This window comes from Pseudomonas caspiana (assembly GCF_002158995.1).
Classification (GTDB): domain Bacteria; phylum Pseudomonadota; class Gammaproteobacteria; order Pseudomonadales; family Pseudomonadaceae; genus Aquipseudomonas; species Aquipseudomonas caspiana.
The window spans coordinates 248,367-267,835 of record NZ_LOHF01000004.1; the positions used below are offsets into that span (position 1 = coordinate 248,367).

Annotated in this window: 21 protein-coding genes; 20 read left to right on the forward strand and 1 reads right to left on the reverse strand. The window is 56.9% G+C overall.

Features of this window, described 5'->3' with window-relative positions; all coding sequences use genetic code 11:
* Window positions 1-170: 170 nt before the first annotated feature.
* On the reverse strand, window positions 171-749 hold the full coding sequence (locus AUC60_RS07710; protein ID WP_087265495.1) for a Maf family protein: 579 nt from the start codon (window positions 747-749) through the stop codon (window positions 171-173).
* Between the two features lie 105 nt (window positions 750-854).
* Here AUC60_RS07710 and AUC60_RS07715 point away from each other — a divergent pair, with 105 nt between their 5' ends.
* The 20 genes from AUC60_RS07715 to AUC60_RS07810 all read left to right on the forward strand — a co-directional run bounded on the left by AUC60_RS07715 (window position 855) and on the right by AUC60_RS07810 (window position 19,210).
* The gene (locus AUC60_RS07715; RefSeq protein WP_087265496.1) at window positions 855-1,382 is read left to right on the forward strand and encodes a YceD family protein; all 528 of its coding nucleotides are present in this window, start codon (window positions 855-857) and stop codon (window positions 1,380-1,382) included.
* 13 nt (window positions 1,383-1,395) lie between these two features.
* Entirely contained in the window at window positions 1,396-1,578 is a 183-nt protein-coding gene (gene rpmF / locus AUC60_RS07720; protein WP_003179396.1) for a 50S ribosomal protein L32, read from the forward strand.
* 4 nt (window positions 1,579-1,582) lie between these two features.
* Complete coding sequence (gene plsX / locus AUC60_RS07725; RefSeq protein ID WP_087265497.1) at window positions 1,583-2,590, forward strand: phosphate acyltransferase PlsX; 1,008 nt, start codon at window positions 1,583-1,585, stop codon at window positions 2,588-2,590.
* A gap of 154 nt (window positions 2,591-2,744) precedes the next feature.
* Window positions 2,745-3,683, forward strand: coding sequence for an ACP S-malonyltransferase (gene fabD, locus AUC60_RS07730; RefSeq protein ID WP_087265498.1), 939 nt, complete (start codon window positions 2,745-2,747; stop codon window positions 3,681-3,683).
* Between the two features lie 14 nt (window positions 3,684-3,697).
* Window positions 3,698-4,438 carry a 3-oxoacyl-ACP reductase FabG gene (fabG, locus tag AUC60_RS07735; RefSeq protein WP_087265499.1) on the forward strand — a complete coding sequence of 247 codons (741 nt, stop codon included), beginning with the start codon at window positions 3,698-3,700 and terminating at the stop codon, window positions 4,436-4,438.
* 186 nt (window positions 4,439-4,624) lie between these two features.
* Window positions 4,625-4,861 carry an acyl carrier protein gene (acpP, locus tag AUC60_RS07740; RefSeq protein WP_087265500.1) on the forward strand — a complete coding sequence of 79 codons (237 nt, stop codon included), beginning with the start codon at window positions 4,625-4,627 and terminating at the stop codon, window positions 4,859-4,861.
* Window positions 4,862-4,981: 120 nt separating this feature from the next.
* A complete protein-coding gene (gene fabF / locus AUC60_RS07745) occupies window positions 4,982-6,226 on the forward strand; it encodes a beta-ketoacyl-ACP synthase II (RefSeq protein WP_087265501.1) in 1,245 nt (414 codons plus the stop codon).
* Entirely contained in the window at window positions 6,226-7,044 is an 819-nt protein-coding gene (gene pabC, locus AUC60_RS07750) for an aminodeoxychorismate lyase (RefSeq protein ID WP_087265502.1), read from the forward strand. The genes fabF and pabC overlap by 1 nt, the downstream gene beginning before the upstream one ends.
* Window positions 7,044-8,201, forward strand: a complete 1,158-nt coding sequence (gene mltG, locus AUC60_RS07755; protein WP_087265503.1) for an endolytic transglycosylase MltG — start codon at window positions 7,044-7,046, stop codon at window positions 8,199-8,201. Before pabC ends, mltG begins: the two co-directional genes overlap by 1 nt.
* 19 nt (window positions 8,202-8,220) lie before the next feature.
* Complete coding sequence (gene tmk, locus AUC60_RS07760; protein ID WP_087265504.1) at window positions 8,221-8,853, forward strand: dTMP kinase; 633 nt, start codon at window positions 8,221-8,223, stop codon at window positions 8,851-8,853.
* Entirely contained in the window at window positions 8,846-9,832 is a 987-nt protein-coding gene (locus AUC60_RS07765) for a DNA polymerase III subunit delta' (RefSeq protein ID WP_087265505.1), read from the forward strand. Before tmk ends, AUC60_RS07765 begins: the two co-directional genes overlap by 8 nt.
* A gap of 129 nt (window positions 9,833-9,961) precedes the next feature.
* Entirely contained in the window at window positions 9,962-10,318 is a 357-nt protein-coding gene (locus AUC60_RS07770; RefSeq protein WP_087265506.1) for a PilZ domain-containing protein, read from the forward strand.
* Window positions 10,319-10,330: 12 nt separating this feature from the next.
* Window positions 10,331-11,116, forward strand: a complete 786-nt coding sequence (locus AUC60_RS07775) for a TatD family hydrolase (protein ID WP_087265507.1) — start codon at window positions 10,331-10,333, stop codon at window positions 11,114-11,116.
* Window positions 11,117-11,510: 394 nt separating this feature from the next.
* On the forward strand, window positions 11,511-12,173 hold the full coding sequence (locus AUC60_RS07780) for a TetR/AcrR family transcriptional regulator (RefSeq protein ID WP_087265508.1): 663 nt from the start codon (window positions 11,511-11,513) through the stop codon (window positions 12,171-12,173).
* Between the two features lie 139 nt (window positions 12,174-12,312).
* The gene (locus AUC60_RS07785) at window positions 12,313-12,918 is read left to right on the forward strand and encodes a DUF4823 domain-containing protein (protein ID WP_087265509.1); all 606 of its coding nucleotides are present in this window, start codon (window positions 12,313-12,315) and stop codon (window positions 12,916-12,918) included.
* 9 nt (window positions 12,919-12,927) lie between these two features.
* The gene (locus tag AUC60_RS07790) at window positions 12,928-13,488 is read left to right on the forward strand and encodes a DUF1285 domain-containing protein (protein WP_087265510.1); all 561 of its coding nucleotides are present in this window, start codon (window positions 12,928-12,930) and stop codon (window positions 13,486-13,488) included.
* Window positions 13,489-13,567: 79 nt separating this feature from the next.
* Entirely contained in the window at window positions 13,568-14,578 is a 1,011-nt protein-coding gene (locus tag AUC60_RS07795) for an aspartate-semialdehyde dehydrogenase (RefSeq protein WP_087265511.1), read from the forward strand.
* Between the two features lie 114 nt (window positions 14,579-14,692).
* Window positions 14,693-17,548: a motility hub landmark protein FimV gene (locus AUC60_RS07800; RefSeq protein ID WP_087265512.1), complete on the forward strand. Its 2,856-nt coding sequence runs from the start codon at window positions 14,693-14,695 to the stop codon at window positions 17,546-17,548.
* Between the two features lie 156 nt (window positions 17,549-17,704).
* The gene (gene truA / locus AUC60_RS07805; RefSeq protein WP_087265513.1) at window positions 17,705-18,529 is read left to right on the forward strand and encodes a tRNA pseudouridine(38-40) synthase TruA; all 825 of its coding nucleotides are present in this window, start codon (window positions 17,705-17,707) and stop codon (window positions 18,527-18,529) included.
* A gap of 60 nt (window positions 18,530-18,589) precedes the next feature.
* The gene (locus AUC60_RS07810; protein ID WP_087265514.1) at window positions 18,590-19,210 is read left to right on the forward strand and encodes a phosphoribosylanthranilate isomerase; all 621 of its coding nucleotides are present in this window, start codon (window positions 18,590-18,592) and stop codon (window positions 19,208-19,210) included.
* Window positions 19,211-19,469: the final 259 nt, after the last annotated feature.

Sequence of the window (19,469 nt, forward strand, 5' to 3'; positions counted from 1 at the left end):
TTCAGGATCTGTGTTCGGGTACACCGAGCGACAGCGAGGTGCCAAGTGGTGGGGGCATGAGCGCTTTGGTTACTTTCGCGCTTTTCGAAAGTGACGCGCTGTAAAAGCGCAACCAATATCAGCCACGCCCGCGGTAACGGATATGTACACAACATTCACTGCACAAATAATCAGAGCACCTGCACACCTTCCTTTATAAGCATATCCACCAACCGAATCAGCGGCAGCCCAACCAAACTCGTAGCATCATTCCCCTCAGTACTCTGAAACAGACTGACACCCAACCCCTCAGCCTTGAAACTACCCGCGCAATCAAAAGGCTGCTCAGCGTGCAAATAACGCTCAATACTCCCCTCGTCCAACGAGCGCATATGCACCGTAAACGGCACATGATCAACCTGACAACCGCCTGTCGAACTATTGAACAACGCAAGACCCGTCAGAAAGACCACGCTGGACCCGCTGGCCGCACTCAACTGCTCCCGGGCACGCTCAAAAGTATGAGGCTTACCAAGAATCCTGCCGTCCAGCACCGCAACCTGATCCGAACCAATGATCAAATGCCCAGGATATTCAGCCGCAAGGGCTCGGGCTTTCTCCTCAGCCAGGCGACGAACCAACTCGATCGCACCCTCATCGGGTCGGTGACTTTCATCTATATCAGGCGAGGCGCAGACGAACGGCAGCCGCAGTCTGGCAAGCAATTCCCGGCGATAAGGTGAGCTGGAAGCAAGAAGCAAAGGCAACATGCGGTTCTCCAAAAAGTGAAAACTGATTCTAATCAGTCTTGTGCAGGATTATTGGCCTGAATTTCCTTTGACATGCCTTGGGGTCGTCCCTAGAATGCTGCGCCTATGTTGAATGACCCGATTCCACCTCACGTTGACCCGCGCAAATTGGCTGATCGTGGCACTACCCTTCAAGGTGAAGTGCTGCTGGCCGATTTGGAGAGACTCTGCGACCCGCTTTCCGATACTGTCGGTACGGTGCAGGCTAAATTCATTTTTGAGCGTGACGAACGTCGCTCCGTGGTTATCCACAGTGCAATCGACGTCGAAGTCAAAATGGTTTGCCAGCGTTGTCTTGAGCTGGTCACCCTGCCGATCCACAGCGAGTGCAGTTACGTTGTAGTGAAGGAGGGTGCGAATACCCAGTCGTTACCGAAAGGTTATGACGTGCTGGAACTGGGCGAAGATCCATTGGATCTGCTGGCACTGATCGAGGAGGAGCTTTTGCTCGCCTTGCCCATTGTGCCTGCTCATCATCCGGAAGAATGCCAGCAGCCGGCGGGTCTCGATGAGCCCGAACCGAGCGTGGACGAGGTAACGCGGTCCAACCCGTTCAGTGTATTGGCGCAGTTAAAGCGTGACCCAAACGTTTAGGAGTTAATCAATTATGGCTGTTCAGCAGAACAAAAAATCCCGCTCTGCCCGTGACATGCGTCGTTCGCACGACGCTCTTGAGGCAAGCACTCTGTCGGTAGAAAAGACCACTGGTGAAGTTCACCTGCGTCACCACGTTTCGCCGGAAGGTGTTTACCGTGGTCGTAAAGTGATCGACAAGGGCGCTGACGAGTAATTTCTTGTCCGCTCCGATCATCGCGATCGACGCAATGGGCGGGGACTTCGGTCCCCGCAACATTGTTCAGGCTAGCCTCGCGTGCCTGTCTGCTACGCCCTCGCTTCAACTGATCCTTGTGGGTCAAGCCCCCCTTATTGAAGAACTCGTCGCCCGCCATTCTGGTGTGGATCGCTCACGTCTGCGCATTGTGAATGCCAGTGAGGTGATCGCCATGGATGAACGGCCGTCTCAGGCGTTGCGTGGCAAGCCTGACTCTTCGATGCGCGTGGCGCTGGATCTGGTGGCGAGCGGACAGGCACAGGCGTGTGTCAGTGCCGGGAATACCGGTGCGTTGATGGCGCTTTCGCGTTTTGTCCTGAAAACCCTGCCAGGCATTGACCGTCCCGCGATGGTTGCGGCCATTCCTACCCAGCGTGGCTATTGTCAGCTGCTGGATTTGGGGGCGAATGTCGATTGCAGTGCCGAAAATCTCTATCAGTTTGCTGTGATGGGGTCGGTGGCGGCCGAAGCGTTGGGCGTGGTGCGGCCAAAAGTCGCGCTGCTTAACGTCGGGACCGAAGACATCAAGGGCAATCAGCAGGTCAAGCTGGCTGCAAGCCTGTTGCAGGCGGCGCCGGGTCTGAACTACACCGGCTTTGTCGAAGGTGACGGGATGTATCGCGGCCAAGCCGATGTTGTGGTCTGTGACGGTTTCGTCGGCAATATCGTGCTTAAGTCCAGCGAAGGGCTGGCAAGCATGATCGCCGCGCGAATTGAAACCTTGTTCAAGCAAAATCTGCTGTCCAGGACAGTCGGCGCGCTGGCGATGCCCTTGCTCAAGCGCCTGCAGGCTGATCTGGCGCCGGCACGGCACAACGGGGCGAGCTTTCTCGGTTTACAGGGCATTGTGGTCAAAAGCCATGGCTCTGCCAGTGTGCAGGGTTTTCAGAGTGCGATTCAGCGTGCGCTGATCGAGATTCAGGAAAACCTGCCGCAGCGCTTGCACGGACGCCTTGGGGAGCTGTTATAGGCTTTCTCTGGCGACGTTTACGGTTTGCGTCCGCTAGAATGTGACGCTGCTGACTGGCCGGTCATCAAAACCGGCAAGTTGCTTCAATTTGAATTTCTCGCACTCGGCCTTGGCCGGGTGTTTATTTCGACGACCATAATCAGGGGCTTGTTTAATGTCTGCATCCCTCGCATTCGTCTTTCCGGGTCAAGGATCGCAATCGCTCGGCATGCTCGCCGATCAGGGCGCACAGCATCCGCTGATCCTCGATACTTTCGCGCAGGCATCCGATGCCTTGGGTTATGACCTGTGGGCGTTGACTCAGGCAGGTCCTGCCGAGTCGCTCAATCAGACCGACAAGACCCAGCCTGCAATCCTCACTGCTTCGGTTGCCTTGTGGCATGTGTGGCTGGCTGAAGGCGGTGCGGTTCCTGCTTTTGTTGCCGGTCACAGCCTGGGTGAATACAGCGCGCTGGTAGCAGCTCAAAGCTTGAGTCTGGCCGACGCAGTCAAGCTGGTTGAGCGTCGTGGTCAGTTGATGCAGGAAGCTGTTCCGGCGGGGCAGGGCGGCATGGCTGCGATTCTCGGTCTGGACGATGCTGATGTTATCGCTGCCTGCGCCGAAGCGGCCCAGGGCGACGTAGTCAGCGCGGTCAATTTCAACTCGCCGGGTCAGGTTGTGATTGCTGGTTCCGCCGGGGCTGTAAAACGTGCCATGGAGCTGTGCAAGGCGCGTGGCGCCAAGCGTGCATTGCCATTGCCGGTCAGTGTTCCTTCGCACTGCGAGCTGATGCGTCCAGCGGCCGAGCGTTTTGCCGAGTCGATCGAAGCGATCGAGTGGCAAGCGCCGCAGATTCCGCTGGTACAGAACGTCAGCGCCAGTGTGGTGACAGATCTGGGTACGTTGAAAACCGATTTGCTGCAACAGTTGTACAAGCCGGTCCGCTGGGTCGAATCGATCCAGGCTCTGGCTGCAAATGGCGCTACCCAGTTGATTGAGTGTGGCCCGGGCAAAGTCCTGGCTGGTCTGAACAAGCGTTGCGCCGAAGGCGTGACGACCTACAACCTGGATACCCCAGACGCCTATGCCGCCGCCCGTGCGGCACTGGCCTGATTAGGAGAGCTTGCATGAGCCTGCAAGGTAAAGTTGCACTGGTGACCGGTGCCAGTCGCGGTATTGGTCAAGCCATTGCCCTGGAATTGGGTCGTAATGGTGCTGTTGTGGTCGGAACGGCTACATCCGAGTCCGGTGCCGAGCGCATCAGCGCAACGTTCAAGGAAAACGGTATCGAGGGCTTCGGCCTGATGCTGGACGTCTGCAGCGCCGAATCCGTGGATTCCGTGCTGTCGCAGATTCAGGAGCGCGTTGGCGCACCGTTGATTCTGGTCAATAATGCCGGTATCACTCGGGACAACCTGATGATGCGCATGAAAGACGACGAGTGGAACGATGTCGTCAACACCAACCTGAACAGCCTTTTCCGTCTGTCCAAGGGCGTTTTGCGTGGTATGACCAAGGCGCGTTGGGGTCGAATCATCAGTATTGGTTCTGTTGTGGGTGCCATGGGCAACGCAGGCCAAGTAAACTATGCCGCCGCGAAAGCGGGTCTGGAAGGTTTCAGTCGCGCATTGGCGCGTGAAGTGGGTTCGCGTGCGGTAACCGTGAATTCGGTAACCCCTGGTTTTATCGACACCGATATGACCCGTGAGCTACCTCAGGCGCAACGCGATTCCCTGACGGCACAGATTCCTCTGGGTCGCCTGGGGCAGGCAGAAGAGATTGCGCATGTTGTCGCTTTTCTTGCCTCGGAAGGTGCAGGCTACGTTACCGGGGCTACAATCCCCGTTAACGGCGGCATGTATATGTGATCGCCCGTTTCAAAAAAATGTAATACGGGCTGTCTAAAATCCGTTATAAAGCTGAAATCTTTTAATGGGCAGAGGGGTGATGGGCGTATCGGGAATTGCGTTTAGCTTGAAATACGCAAATCCTCTTCTATACACTTACCCATCGGCCAGCTGCCTGAATTTGTCCACTAGGAGTTAAAACACGGTATGAGCACCATCGAAGAGCGCGTCAAGAAAATCGTTGCTGAGCAACTTGGCGTCAAATCTGAGGAAGTTGTTAACACTGCTTCCTTCGTTGAAGACCTGGGTGCCGACTCCCTTGACACCGTTGAGCTGGTAATGGCTCTGGAAGAGGAATTCGAGACCGAAATCCCTGACGAAGAAGCCGAGAAGATCACCACTGTTCAAGCTGCTATCGATTACGTTACTGCCCACCAGGCGTAACATTCAGTAATCGTTGCTGGGTCATGGGAAAACCGCACTGCCTTACCGGCGTGCGGTTTTTTCTTTAAAACGATGTCCTGTGATGTCCTGTCGTAGTCAATGAGAGAAAAGGAGAGTCCTGTGTCGCGTAGACGCGTCGTGGTCACCGGTATGGGTATGCTGTCGCCATTGGGTACGGATGTGCCGAGCAGTTGGCAGGGTATTCTGGCTGGTCGCAGTGGCATTAACCTCATCGAACACACAGACCTTTCGGCTTACACCACCCGCTTTGGCGGTTCGATCAAGGGCTTCAACGTCGAAGAGTATCTGGCGCCCAAAGAGGCTCGCCGGCTCGATCTATTCATCCAGTACGGTCTCGCTGCCAGCTTTCAGGCTGTGCGTAATTCCGGCCTGGAAGTCACCGATGCAAACCGTGAGCGCATTGGCGTTGCCATGGGTTCTGGAATTGGTGGCCTGACCAATATCGAAAACAACAGCCGTTCTCTGCATGAGCAAGGGCCAGGGCGTATTTCGCCGTTTTTCGTGCCGGGTTCGATCATCAACATGATTTCCGGTTTCCTGTCGATCCATTTGGGTACACAGGGACCTAACTACGCCATTGCGACTGCCTGCACCACGGGTACGCATTGCATTGGCATGGCAGCACGCAACATTGCCTACGGCGAAGCCGATGTGATGATTGCGGGCGGCGCCGAGATGGCCGCCTGCGGATTGGGTATGGGGGGCTTTGGTGCGTCCCGTGCGCTGTCGACCCGCAACGACGATCCGACGCGTGCCAGCCGTCCCTGGGACAAGAGTCGTGATGGTTTTGTCCTGTCCGATGGTTCCGGTGCGCTGGTTCTTGAGGAGCTGGAACATGCCAAAGCGCGTGGCGCGACCATTTATGCCGAGCTGATCGGCTTTGGCATGAGCGGTGACGCCTACCACATGACATCGCCGCCAGACGACGGCGCCGGTGCTGCCCGCTGCATCCGTAATGCGCTGAAAGACGCCCAGGTCAACACTGATCAGGTTCAGTACATCAACGCCCACGGCACCTCGACCATGGCCGGTGACCTTGCCGAAGCCAATGCGATCAAGAGTGTATTTGGCGATCACGCCTACAAACTGGCAGTCAGCTCCACCAAATCCATGACAGGTCACCTGCTGGGTGCTGCTGGTGCGGTTGAAGCCATCTTCAGTGTGTTGGCGATCAACGGCCAGGTAGCGCCGCCGACCATCAACCTTGATGAGCCGGGCGAAGGCTGCGATCTGGACTTCGTACCGCACGAGGCGCGCAACATGCCCATCGATGTGGTGATCTCCAACTCCTTCGGTTTTGGTGGTACCAACGGCTCTCTGGTGTTCCGCCGGTTCGCTGAGTGATGCCAGGCTGGGTCGATGGATGTCCGGCCGACACGCTTTCTGTCAGGAATAGAGGGCTGGCTTACGGCGATGGGCTCTTTGAGACCATCGCCGTAAGGGCGGGGCAACCATCGCTGCTGGATCAGCACATGCGGCGCTTGCTGGGCGGCTGCGATCGTCTCGGTATCAAAGCTGATCAGATTCTGATTCGTAACGAGTTGCTGGCTTTTGCCCAACAGCTCGGCGATGGCGTCATGAAGCTGATTCTTGCCCGGGGCGATAGTCAGCGCGGTTATGCCCCCGATCCGCACTCCCAACCGTTAAGAATTCTTCAGGGCAGCCCGCTGCCTGTCTATCCCGCCGCTCATGCAGAGCAGGGCATTCGCTTGTTTCCCTGTGTCACTCGTCTGGCTGAGCAACCTTTGCTGGCCGGCTTGAAGCATTTGAACCGCCTCGAACAGGTGCTTGCCCGCTCGGAATGGCAGAACCCCGAATTTGCCGAAGGACTGATGCGTGATCTTTCCGGGAGGATTATTGAAGGGGTTTACAGCAATCTGTTTGTCGTCCGCGATAACGTGCTGCTCACGGCAGACCTGAGCCGTAGCGGCGTTGCCGGAGTGATGCGTGGCGAGCTCCTGGAACAAGCGCCGAAGCTTGGTATTCAGCTCGAAGTTCGTGATCTGCACATGGGTGATCTGGAACATGCTGATGAAGTATTTGTCTGCAACAGTGTCTACGGCGTCTGGCCGGTGTGCGGGTTCGAACAGCTGAGCTGGTCGGTTGGGCCGCTCACCCGTAAACTGCAGCGCACAGCTCTTGCCCTTCTGGATATCGCTTAGTGATTCGAAAATTTTTTTTGTTGCTGGAAACGGGTCTGGTCCTGGCGGGTCTTGGGCTGGGTTATGCGTACTGGCAGCAGAACGAGGCGTTGCATCAACCCTTGAACGTCACCCAGGAACAGATGCTGGACGTTCCTGCCGGTTCGACACCGGGTGGTCTGCTCAATCGTTTGCAAAATGACGGCGTGATCAAGGACGCTTTCTGGTTGCGGCTGTACTGGCGCTTCAACCTGTCGGATGAGGCTCTGCACAGCGGCGAATACCGCATGACGCCGGGCATGGACGCACAGTCTTTGCTCGCTCTGTGGCAGCGCGGCGAAGTCGTGCAATACAGCCTGACGCTGGTCGAAGGCTGGAATTTCCGTCAAGTGCGTGCCGCGTTGGCCAAGCAAGCCAAGCTCGAGCAGACGCTGGGTAATCTCAGCGACGCTGAGCTGATGGCTAAAATCGGTCATCCGGATGTTTTTCCCGAAGGACGGTTCTTTCCGGACACTTACCGCTACGTACGCGGTATGACTGACGCTGAAATCCTCAAACAGGCTTACAAGCGTCTCGACGAAGTACTGGAAGATGAATGGGCCAGGCGTGCGGCGGATGTGCCGTATACCGATTCTTATCAAGCGCTGATCATGGCGTCGCTGGTTGAAAAAGAGACCGGCGTCCCACAGGAGCGCGGCCAGATCGCCGGGGTTTTCGTCCGCAGGCTGGCCTTGGGTATGTTGCTGCAAACAGATCCGACGGTGATCTACGGTCTGGGTGAGCGTTACACCGGCAAACTGACGCGTGCGCATCTGAAAGAGCCGACGCCTTACAACACCTACGTCATCGCAGGCTTGCCGCCGACCCCTATTTCGCTGGTAGGGCGTGAAGCCATTCATGCAGCGCTCAATCCCGTGGCGGGTCGCAGCTTGTACTTCGTTGCCCGAGGCGATGGCAGTCATGTATTTTCCGACAACCTGGATGCGCATAACGCCGCTGTCCGTGAGTTCCAGCTCAAGCGCCGTGCCGACTACCGGTCGAGTCCGGCTCCGGTCGTAACCCCTGTTGTACCGGCAACACCTGCGGACCCTGTTCCGGCGGTGGAGCCGAATCCTGCGACAGCTGACGAATCGAAATCTGAAGAAAACGCGGCGCCGAGCGAGCAAAAATCACAATGAATTTAATTGAGTACAGCCTGTGACCGGCCTGTTTATCACCTTGGAAGGTCCGGAAGGTGCGGGTAAAAGCACCAACCGTGAATACCTGGCAGCGCAACTGCGCGCCGAAGGCATCGATGTATTGTTGACGCGTGAGCCAGGCGGGACACCGCTGGCCGAACGCATTCGCGAACTGTTGCTGGCGCCCAGCGATGAAGCCATGCATGCCGATACCGAGTTACTGCTGGTGTTTGCTGCCCGCGCACAGCATCTGGCCGAAGTGATTCGCCCGGCTTTGACGCGTGGGGCTGTTGTCCTGTGTGATCGTTTCACTGATGCGACTTACGCCTATCAAGGGGGTGGTCGTGGCTTGTCCCACGAGCGGATCGCCACCCTGGAGAGTTTCGTGCAGGGTGATGTGCGCCCGGACCTGACGCTGGTGTTCGATTTGCCGGTAGAGGTGGGTCTGGCACGCGCCACTGCCCGTGGGCGACTTGACCGTTTCGAGCAGGAAGGACGTACCTTTTTCGATGCGGTGCGCAGCACTTATCTGAACCGCGCCAAGGCTGAGCCTGGGCGTTATCGCCTGGTGGACGCAGCACAAACTCTGCCTCAGGTGCAGCGATCTCTTGATGCGTTGCTGCCCGAGCTGTTGAGTTTATACCGTGGCTGAAGCGTATCCCTGGCAGGAGCAACTCTGGCAGCAGTTGGCGGGGCGCGCTCAGCACGCTCACGCCTATCTGCTGCATGGGCCAGTGGGTATCGGCAAGCGGACTTTGGCCGAGCGGCTTATGGGCAGTTTGCTGTGCCAGCGTCCCGAAGGGCTTGAGGCCTGCGGCCAGTGCAAGTCCTGTCTGTTGCTCGCGGCGGGAAGCCATCCGGACAACTACGTGCTTGAGCCGGAAGAGGCGGACAAGGCGATCAAGGTCGATCAGGTCCGCGATCTGGTGAGTTTCGTCGTGCAGACTGCGCAAATGGGTGGTCGCAAAGTGGTCTTGATCGAGCCGGTCGAGTCGATGAATATCAACGCTGCCAACGCCTTGCTGAAAAGTCTTGAAGAGCCATCGGGTAATACCGTTTTGCTGTTGGTCAGTCATCAACCCAGTCGATTGTTGCCCACAGTCAAAAGCCGTTGCGTGCAACAGGCCTGCCCGCTGCCCAGTGAGGAGATGAGCCTCGTCTGGCTGACCAAGGCTTTGCCGGAATGCAGTGAGGATGAGCGACGCGAGTTGCTCACCCTGGCCGCAGGTTCACCGCTTGCCGCTGTGAGTCTCCAGGCTCAGGGCGTACGCGAGCAGCGGGCTCAGGTCGTGGATGGCGTGAAGAAGCTGCTCAAGCAGCAACAATCGCCGACTCAACTGGCTGAAGGCTGGAAGGACATCCCGCTGTTGCTGTTGTTTGACTGGTTCTGCGATTGGTCACACCTGATTCTGCGCTATCAACTGACCGAGGACGAACAAGGCCTCGGTTTGGAAGATATGCGTAAAGTAGTGCAATATCTGGCGCAGAAGTCCGCGCAGGGCAGGGTCCTCGAGATTCAGGACTGGATCCTGGCCCAGCGTCAGAAGGTCATGTCCAAGGCTAACCTGAATCGGGTGCTGTTGCTTGAAGCCTTGCTCGTTCAATGGGCCGGGTTGATCAGTCAGCGCTAGGCTTTAGTCGCAAGCATTGGACCTGTAGGAGCGCATGAGCAATGCGAGGCCGCGATAGCGATGCTCGTAAGCTCCTATAGAAAGCGCATTTATATTCAGTTGGTTATGTTTTATTTGATAGGAGTTGCCATGAGCCAACCGCTGAATTCCGGTCCACGAAATGGCATTTTGTCTCTGACTATCAAGGACAAGTCTGTTCTTTACGCCGCTTACATGCCCTTCATCAAAAATGGCGGGCTGTTCATTCCGACCAGCAAGAGCTACAAGCTGGGGGATGAGGTGTTCATGCTGCTCAACCTGATGGATGAGCCGGAGAAAATTCCGGTCGCGGGCAAGGTGACATGGATTACGCCCAAGGGTGCTCAGGGCAATCGCGCGGCTGGAGTCGGCGTGCAATTCAACGACGGTGACAACACGGCTCGCACCATGATCGAAACCTATCTGGCCGGCGCTTTGAAGTCCGACCGTCCTACTCACACGATGTAGTTGTCTATTTCCATGCTTGTAGATTCTCATTGCCACCTTGACCGTCTGGACCTCGCCCAGCATTCCGGCTCGCTGGATGCTGCCCTTGAAGCTGCGCGTGGCCGGGGTGTCGGACACTTTCTATGCATTGGCGTCAGCGCCGACAATGCCGGGGCGGTCAAGGCCCTGGCCGAACGCTACGATGATGTCGATTGCTCGGTGGGTATTCACCCGCTGGACCTGACCCCGGGCGAGACTCCGGCGCTGGACTGGTTGCTCAAGGAGCTCGATCACCCGCGGGTGGTGGCGATTGGTGAAACCGGTCTGGATTACCACTATGAACCTGAGGCGGCAGAACTGCAGCAGGCGTCCTTTCGGCTGCACCTGCAAGCCGCGAACATCACGGGCAAGCCGGTCATTGTTCATACGCGGGGTGCGCGGGCCGACACGTTGAACCTGTTGCGCGAAGCGGCCTTGCCACAAGGTGGCGTGCTGCATTGTTTCACTGAGGACTGGGAAATGGCCAAGGCGGCACTGGACCTTGGTTTCTACATTTCCCTGTCCGGCATCGTCACCTTCCGCAATGCCGATGCGCTGCGCGATGTTGCGCGTCAGGTCCCAGCAGATCGCCTGTTGGTAGAAACGGATTCGCCTTACCTCGCGCCTATCCCTTATCGAGGCAAACCCAATCTGCCTCAGTACGTGCGTGAAGTGGCCGAGTTTCTGGCTATGTTGCGGGGCGAGTCATACGAGCAGTTTGCCGAGATGACAACCGCCAACTTTGCCCGCCTGTTTCCTCTCGCGCATCTCAAGGCTTAACGGAATCGCAGGTAAAAAAAAACCCGGGTTCTGGGGGGTGAATCCGGGTTAAGACCATTAGGAGTAAAACAAAGGTGCGCTATCCATCGGCACCTTTATCGGCGCTCCACTTGGGGGAGATGTCGCGCCAACGAAGTAAGTATTGGTCAGGATCGCCGGGCGTCCAGTTGCTTCTGTACGTTTTTTAAACAGATTTGGAATAGGCCAGCAGTTCTTGAGTCCGTTTTGTCTCGCGCCATTATTGTTAAGGACGAGCCTCCGAATTGTCCGACACTCTTCTCCCCAAATCGGCTTTTCACGAATTTACCGAACCACGGTCGGATGATCCGTGCAATTTCGCGCAAGTTAGGCATAATACCGGGCTTCGATTTTGAGCCGTGCAGACCTTCTCAATATGCAAAAAGAACCTCGTAAGGTCCGTGAGTTTCGCCGCCGTGAGCAGGAAATCCTCGACACCGCGCTTAAGTTGTTTCTCGATGAAGGCGAAGACAGCGTCACTGTCGAGATGATTGCGGATGCTGTGGGTATTGGCAAAGGCACTATCTACAAGCACTTCAAATCCAAGGCGGAAATCTATCTGCGCCTGATGCTCGACTACGAGCGGGATTTGAACGAGTTGCTGCATTCCGCGGATCTGGAAAAGGACAAAGAGTCGCTCTCCCGCGCCTATTTCGAATTCCGTATGCGCGACCCTCAGCGTTATCGCCTGTTTGATCGTCTTGAAGAAAAGGTCGTCAAAGGCAATCAGGTGCCGGAGCTGGTCGAAGAACTGCACAAGATCCGCGCCTCGAACTTCGAACACCTGACGCTGCTGATCAAGGGACGAATCAACGAAGGCAAGCTCGAAGACGTTCCGCCGTACTTCCACTATTGTGCCGCCTGGGCTCTGGTGCATGGCGCGGTGGCGTTGTACCACTCGCCGTTCTGGAGCAATGTGCTCGAAGATCAGGAAGGCTTCTTCCAGTTCCTGATGGACATCGGCGTGCGCATGGGCAACAAGCGTAAGCGCGATACCGAGGTCATTGCCGATCCCAAGCCGGATTCCACTGATCAATAACTGAGTCGCTACAGCATCCTGTCCGAGGGGGCTGTACATTAAAAACCGCATTATTCAGCTTTCGGGCACGGTCTGGCGCGGAAGCTGCATCCGATAACCATTCGCCGGTTTTCCGTCACCGGCTTTTGGGAGGGGAATAATGCGTAGCCTGGTTCTGTTACTGGCGCTGTTGGCGTTGAGTGGTTGTATGAGTGTCAGCGATCTGGCCCAGGGCACCAAGGATCAATTGAGTGATGCCGGGATTCTCGATCACGGCGAAACCCGCCGTATCGGCAATTGGCGCATACAGGCTGACTCGTTCATCTACATCGCCCAAGGGGCGTTCGTCCCGCCTAACTCAAGTCCGAGTCCCAAGCAGAACGTAGTGGCTGAAGAGGCCTTTAACGGCTTCGTCGAATATTTTCCAATGGTTCGCCGCGCCCGTGCTCCGCTTGGGCTGGATGAGGCCATGACCGAAGCCCGTGGTTTCGGTGCCCATTACTTGCTCTACACTCGTTTTGCCAAGGCTGATGATCGCATCGGCAATACGGATGAATGGTCCGACCAGGAAGCGCTGGACCGACTCGGCATCGATAACGGCGTGATCCAGTTGATGTTGATCGAGACCAGCACTCGCTACTTGATCGACACGGCCCGTATTCGTATTCGTGGCGGATTGCTGACGTTCTACGACAATAAACCAGAAGATTTGCTCGGCCCGCCACTTGAGGAATACGCTCGTAGTTTGTTGGGTCTGAGTCGCTAAGGAGAAAAAATGACCGGTCCGGGCAAGGCCAATGATCTGTTTGCGCAGATCCCCAAGAGCAAGGGATTACCACCGGTTCATCTGTGGAATCCGGATTTCTGCGGCGATATCGATATGCGTATCGCTCGGGATGGCACTTGGTATTACTTGGGTACGCCGATTGGCCGCAAGCCCATGGTCCGGCTGTTTTCGACGATCATGCGCCGTGATGGCGATGATTACTTCCTGATTACTCCAGTGGAAAAGGTCCGGATTCGCGTCGATGACGCGCCCTTTGTAGCGGTCAGTCTGGTTGTGGAAGGCGAGGGTGAGCAGCAGATTTTGCGCTTCTCGACCAATGTCGAGGACGACACCGAAGCAGGTCCGGATCACCCGTTACGCGTGGTCGTGGATCTGCAAACCGAAGAGCCTGCACCCTATATTCACGTTCGTGCCAACCTTGAAGCACTGATCCATCGCAACGTGTTCTATCAATTGGTAGAACTGGCTGTTTCCCGGGACATTGACGGTCAGCGCTGGCTGGGTGTCTGGAGTCACGGGGAGTTCTTTCCCATAGGCCTTGAGCCTTGAATCAATAAGTTGCCTGTCAATTGCCTGCTTTGTACTCGGCGGTTAAAGTGCCGCTCCCCGTTTTACCTGAGGTTTTTGCATGAATCAGTCCTTTGATATTGCCGTCATCGGCGCCACCGGTACTGTCGGCGAAACCATCGTCCAGATTCTCGAAGAGCGCAACTTTCCTGTCGCTCAGTTGCACCTGCTGGCGAGTATCGAATCGGCAGGTCATTCCGTGCCGTTCAGAGGCAAGAATGTCCGCGTGAGGGAAGTCGACGAGTTCGATTTCAGTAAGGCGCAGGTCGCGTTCTTTGCGGCCGGCCCGGCGATCACCCGCAGCTATGCTGCACGCGCAACTGCTGCTGGATGTTCGGTCATAGACCTGTCTGGCGGACTGTCCCCGGAAGAAGCGCCGAATGTGATTCCCGAAATCAATGGCGCATTGATCGAGTCGTATGGCAAACCGTTTCAAGTGGGCAGCCCGAGTCCTTCCGGCGCAGCGCTGGCGCTGACACTGGCACCTTTGCTGGCGGTGCTGGATATTCAGCGGGTCAGCGTCACGGCTTGTCTGGCGGTATCCAGTCAAGGGCGTGAAGGCGTCTCTGAACTGGCGCGCCAGACGACAGAATTGCTCAATGTTCGTCCGCTGGAGCCGCGTTTTTTTGATCGGCAAATGGCCTTCAACCTGCTGGCTCAAGTGGGGACGCCGGATGCAGAAGGGCATGTGCCGCTGGAAAAGCGTCTGGTCGCGGAGTTGCGAGAGTTGCTGGCTCTGCCTTTACTGAAGGTTTGCGCGGCAAGCGTTCAGGCCCCGGTGTTTTTTGGCGACAGCTTCACGGTTTCGCTGGTAACGGCGGCACCTGTAGATCTCGCGGCGGTCAACACGGCACTTGAATCGGCGGCTGGAATCGAGTTGGTCGAAGCCGGCGATTACCCGACTGCGGTGGGCGATGCTGTAGGGCAAGACGTTGTTTATGTAGGACGCGTACGGAGTGGAATCGACGATCCTTGTGAGCTAAATCTGTGGGTCACGTCGGATAATGTACGCAAAGGTGCAGGTCTCAACGCTGTGCAGGTCGCGGAATTGTTGATAAAAGACTATGTGTAAAAGATACTTGGCAGCAATTTGAAGAATCATTCTAGCCAGGCGTGTCCTCCAAGCTCCTGAGATAAGTACTTTTACCTCTCGGATGCCGAGGAATTTTTTAACAAGGGATGGGCTATGGTTCAGGTTCGCAAACTGGTTTTAGCAATTGCTGCGGCTTCGGCGCTGTCATCTGGAATGGCGCATGCGCTGGGGCTTGGGGAATTGTCGGTCAAGTCGACCCTGAACCAGCCGCTGGTAGCCGAAATCGAATTGACGGAAGCGCAGGGCTTGAATGCCTCGCAAGTGGTGCCGAGTCTGGCAACGACCGCTGATTTCGCACAGGCTGGTGTAACCCGTCAGGCGTTTCTCAACGACCTCACGTTCACACCGGTGATCAACGCCAGCGGCAAGAGTGTCTTGCGTATCACCTCCAGCAGGCCGGTACGCGAACCCTTTGTAAAATTCCTCGTTCAAGTGTTGTGGCCAAACGGTCGCTTGCTGCGCGAGTACAGCCTGTTGCTTGATCCGCCCAAATATTCCCCTGAAGCGGCAGCCGCTGCTGCAGCGGCCGCCTCGGCTCCAGCCGCGGCAGCACAGTTGCCTTCGACAGCGCCAGTTGCCGAGGAACCGGTCGCTCCGGCGCCAGCACCGGCAGCCGAGACTCCAGCAGCTCCAGCGCCAGCGGCGGATACCAATACAAAACCGGCTATTTACACCACCAGCAATAACGACACGCTGTGGGAGATCGCCGAGAAACATCGCAATGGCGGTACTGTGCAGCAGACGATGCTGGCGATTCAGGCGCTGAATCCGGACGCATTCATCGGCGGCAACATCAACCGAATGAAGAAAGGTCAGGTGTTGCGCCTGCCAACGCCGTCGCAATCGACCAGCTTGCCGCAACCACAAGCCATCACTGAGGTTGCTGCGCAGAACCAGGCATGGCGTCAGGGGCGCAGAACGCCTTCAGGCACTCGTCAGGTGGATGCAACCCGTCGTGATCGTGCCGGTGAAGCGCCTTCCCGGGTTGAAGCTGGCGATAACCTGAGTCTGGTATCAGCAGGTTCCAACACTGCGGGCAAAGCTTCTGCAGGCGAGAAAGAGTTGAGCAACAAGCTGGCAGTGGCTCAGGAAAATCTGGACACCGCACGTCGTGATAACGCGGAACTGAAGAGCCGCATGAACGACCTGCAAAGCCAGCTCGACAAGATGCAGCGTCTGATTCAACTGAAAAGCGATCAACTGGCCAAGATGCAGGCTGCCGGGGGCGTAGTTCCTCCTGCGACGCCGGGTGCGGCTCCTGACGCAACAGCGGCTGCAAATCCTGCTGATTCGGCCATGCCGGCAGCGGTGGTCGCCACTCCAGGTACGCCGGAAGCCGCAGCCAAACCGCCAGGCGAAATCGCTCCCGAAGATGCTTTGCCAGCCGGTGCCGCTCAAGTGACCACGCCTGGTACAGATCAGCCGCTGGCCGTCGAGCCGGTGGTTGCGCCGGAGTCGGACGCTGATAACGCATTCAAACAGCTGCTTAATAACCCGGTGGTGCTCGGCATTATCGGCGGTGCTGTGGTGCTATTCCTGCTTCTGCTGATGCTGTTCCTGGCTCGCCGTCGCAATGCCAAAGCCGAAGCCGAGAAGCACAAGCGCATGGCACGAGCCCTGGCTGAAGAGTCTGATTTCGTTTCCGATATGGACATGGAATTGCCGCAAGCCAGCTTTGAAGGGCTGGGCGTTGCATCGCCTAACGTGACCATGGCGCCTCCGGGCCCAGCGGGCGGTCCGAAAGAGCGTCCTGCGGACCCATTGGTTCAGGCTGAAATCCATATCGCTTATGGCCGTATGAATCAGGCTGTGGAACTGCTGGAGGAAGCCGTTAAAGAAGATCCGGCGCGCGATGATATCCGTCTGAAACTGATGGAAATCTATGCAGAGCAGGGCAATACCAAGGCTTTCGCGGCGCACGAGCGCAAAGTGGTGGCACGGGGAAAGCATCAAGCTGAGGTCGAGCAGCTAAAGAGTCGTTACCCGACCATGGTTACCGCAGCTGTTGTAGCTGCGGCAGCAACAGCCTCCGCGGCAGCGGTGGCCGCTGAGCTGGATGCCAAATATGTTGAGGAGCTGCTGCTCGATGAAGAAGAGCCGCAGCCACCTGTTCTCGAAGTACAGCCAGAACCTGAGCCTGAACTTGATCCAGATCCGGTCGTTGCTGCTGCGCCTGAAGTTGTCGCTGCCGTTCCCGAGGCCGCTCCTGAGTCTGAAGCCCCAGCCGCTGAGCCTGATGACTTCGAGCATGATTTCGATCTGAGTCTGGACGATCTCGAACAGGCATCGCCGGAGCACGTGGTCGATCTGAGTGCGCCTGATCATGTCGCCGACTTTGAGCTGGATGCGCCAACACCTGAAGCCGACGAGCCAAGCTTTGAGTCGCTGCTGAGGCAGCAGACCGAGACGCCTGTTGTCAGCACGCCTGATGATCTGGCTGATTTCGATCTGGATCTGGCGGAAGACGAGCCCGCGCTGACCACGGAAGATGATTTCCTGCTCAGCCTCGACGAGCAGCCACTGGATTTGGGTGAGCCGGCACCAGTAGTGGAGCCTGAGCCGGAGCATGATCTGGACTTGCCGGATGACTTCGATTTGTCGCTGTCGGATGAAATCGAATCTGATCCCGCTGCCAAGGCGTTTGCTTCGGAGATTGATGACGTAAACGCCGAGCTGGAGCGTTTGTCGCAGAATCTTGAGCATCCACCAATGGCTGAGCCATTTGAAGCGCCAAGCTTCACCGCTGATGACATGGCGTTGATGGATGACGAGCCGGAATTTGATTTCCTGTCCGGTACCGACGAAGCCGCCACCAAGCTCGATCTGGCTCGTGCCTACATCGAAATGGGTGACAGCGATGGTGCTCGCGATATCCTCGATGAAGTGGTATCCGAAGGTGATGACGGTCAAAAGACCGAAGCGCGGGACATGCTCTCTCGCCTGGTCTGATTCGTTACCGCTGTATTGCAACGGCCGCTTATGCGGCCGTTTGCATTTATAGCGTCGGGCACATGGCGTCTTTTTTCGACGGCCCTATAATGGCCGCCATTTTGCAATCCGACAGGCTTTTACCTCTTGGCGAACATAGATAACCCGGCAGCCGAAATGGCTGCTGAAGGCTTTTCCCGAATTGCGCTCGGGGTCGAGTACAAAGGCTCGCGTTATTCCGGTTGGCAGCGTCAGGCATCCGGAGTTCTGACGGTTCAGGAGACTCTCGAAGATGCTTTGTCGAAAGTTGCTGATTCGCCGGTGTCGCTGATGTGCGCCGGACGAACCGATGCCGGTGTGCATGCCTGCGGGCAGGTTGTGCACTTTGATACTCAGGCCCAGCGTTCGATGAAAGCCTGGGTGATGGGCGCCAACATCAATCTGCCCCATGACATCAGCGTCAGTTGGGCCAAGGTCATGCCCGCTGATTTTCATGCGCGTTTCAAGGCCATTGCCCGACGTTATCGCTACGTCATCTATAACGACCAGATTCGTCCGGCGCATCTGAATCAGGAAATTACCTGGAACCATCGTCCCCTGGACGTCGAGCGCATGGCTCAGGCAGCGCAATATCTGGTGGGCACTCATGATTTCAGTGCCTTCCGCGCCGGGCAGTGCCAAGCCAAGTCACCCATCAAGCAATTGCATCATCTGCGTGTCACGCAGCATGGCAAGATGATCGTGATTGATGTGCGCGCCAACGCGTTCCTGCACCACATGGTGCGCAACATTGCTGGCGTGCTGATGACTATTGGTGCCGGTGAGCGTCCAGTCGAGTGGGCGCGGGATGTGCTCGAAAGCAAGGTTCGTCGCACGGGTGGGGTCACCGCGCATCCATTCGGGCTATATCTGGTGCAGGTGGAGTACCGCGACGAGTTCCCGTTGCCCGAGCGCTATATAGGGCCGCACTTTCTCACAGGCTTCTCGGAACTTGACGGCTGACGCCTGTAGCAGCATTTGTTAACATCCGGGCCTTCCCCGAAAGGCTTGAGGTTTCTTTACATGTCAGCCGTTCGCAGCAAGATCTGCGGGATTACCCGCATAGAAGATGCATTGGCGGCCGTCGAGGCGGGTGCCGATGCTATCGGCTTTGTGTTCTACGCTAAAAGCCCGAGAGCGGTAAGCGTTCAGCAGGCGCGGGCGATTATTGCCGCATTGCCGCCGTTTATCAGCACGGTCGGTTTGTTCGTCAACGCCAGTCGTTGTGAGCTCAACGAAACCCTGGATGCGGTACCGCTGGATATGTTGCAGTTTCACGGTGATGAGACGCCTGAGCAGTGTGACGGTTATCATCGCCCGTTCATCAAGGCATTGCGGGTGCAGGCCGGTGACGATATTGCCGCCAGTTGCCGTTTGTACTCCAGAGCCAGCGGTATCCTGCTCGACGCCTATGTCGCGGGCGTACCGGGTGGTACGGGTGAAACCTTTGACTGGGCGCTGATCCCGAGCGATCTGGAAAAACCGATTATTCTGGCTGGTGGTTTGACCTCTGCCAATGTAGCGCAGGCCATTTCCCAGGTTCGGCCCTACGCAGTGGACGTCAGCGGCGGGGTAGAGAAGAGCAAAGGCGTCAAGGATCATGACAAGATTCGCGCGTTCATGAGCGCGGTGCATGGTTGTTGATGGCGGTTCGATGTGACGGGTTTTCATCGGCAACCGTCCACAAACCTGTCTGTGCAGCAGGCAGGCGTACCCGGATTTTTACGGGCAGATTTTTACGGGCGAGGTCCTTGTAACCTCGCCGCGGTTATTTGAATCACGATTGAAACTGTATGTGAGGCTGGTCCCGCCATGTGGCGGCCACGCACAGGCAGTTTCAAGTCATTTACGAATTAGCTAAAGGGCATGCGCAGGGTGCTGAGTCGCCAGGCGTTCGAGCCAC

Coding starts and splice junctions, on each gene's coding strand:
- AUC60_RS07810 (WP_087265514.1), top strand. CDS start 18,590: ATGTCAGCCGTTCGCAGCAAGATCTGCGGGATTACCCGCATAGAAGAT.
- AUC60_RS07710 (WP_087265495.1), bottom strand. CDS start 749: ATGTTGCCTTTGCTTCTTGCTTCCAGCTCACCTTATCGCCGGGAATTG.
- AUC60_RS07785 (WP_087265509.1), top strand. CDS start 12,313: ATGCGTAGCCTGGTTCTGTTACTGGCGCTGTTGGCGTTGAGTGGTTGT.
- AUC60_RS07780 (WP_087265508.1), top strand. CDS start 11,511: ATGCAAAAAGAACCTCGTAAGGTCCGTGAGTTTCGCCGCCGTGAGCAG.
- rpmF (WP_003179396.1), top strand. CDS start 1,396: ATGGCTGTTCAGCAGAACAAAAAATCCCGCTCTGCCCGTGACATGCGT.
- fabG (WP_087265499.1), top strand. CDS start 3,698: ATGAGCCTGCAAGGTAAAGTTGCACTGGTGACCGGTGCCAGTCGCGGT.
- pabC (WP_087265502.1), top strand. CDS start 6,226: ATGCCAGGCTGGGTCGATGGATGTCCGGCCGACACGCTTTCTGTCAGG.
- AUC60_RS07770 (WP_087265506.1), top strand. CDS start 9,962: ATGAGCCAACCGCTGAATTCCGGTCCACGAAATGGCATTTTGTCTCTG.
- truA (WP_087265513.1), top strand. CDS start 17,705: ATGGCTGCTGAAGGCTTTTCCCGAATTGCGCTCGGGGTCGAGTACAAA.
- AUC60_RS07795 (WP_087265511.1), top strand. CDS start 13,568: ATGAATCAGTCCTTTGATATTGCCGTCATCGGCGCCACCGGTACTGTC.
- fabD (WP_087265498.1), top strand. CDS start 2,745: ATGTCTGCATCCCTCGCATTCGTCTTTCCGGGTCAAGGATCGCAATCG.
- acpP (WP_087265500.1), top strand. CDS start 4,625: ATGAGCACCATCGAAGAGCGCGTCAAGAAAATCGTTGCTGAGCAACTT.
- AUC60_RS07790 (WP_087265510.1), top strand. CDS start 12,928: ATGACCGGTCCGGGCAAGGCCAATGATCTGTTTGCGCAGATCCCCAAG.
- AUC60_RS07775 (WP_087265507.1), top strand. CDS start 10,331: ATGCTTGTAGATTCTCATTGCCACCTTGACCGTCTGGACCTCGCCCAG.
- AUC60_RS07800 (WP_087265512.1), top strand. CDS start 14,693: ATGGTTCAGGTTCGCAAACTGGTTTTAGCAATTGCTGCGGCTTCGGCG.
- AUC60_RS07715 (WP_087265496.1), top strand. CDS start 855: ATGTTGAATGACCCGATTCCACCTCACGTTGACCCGCGCAAATTGGCT.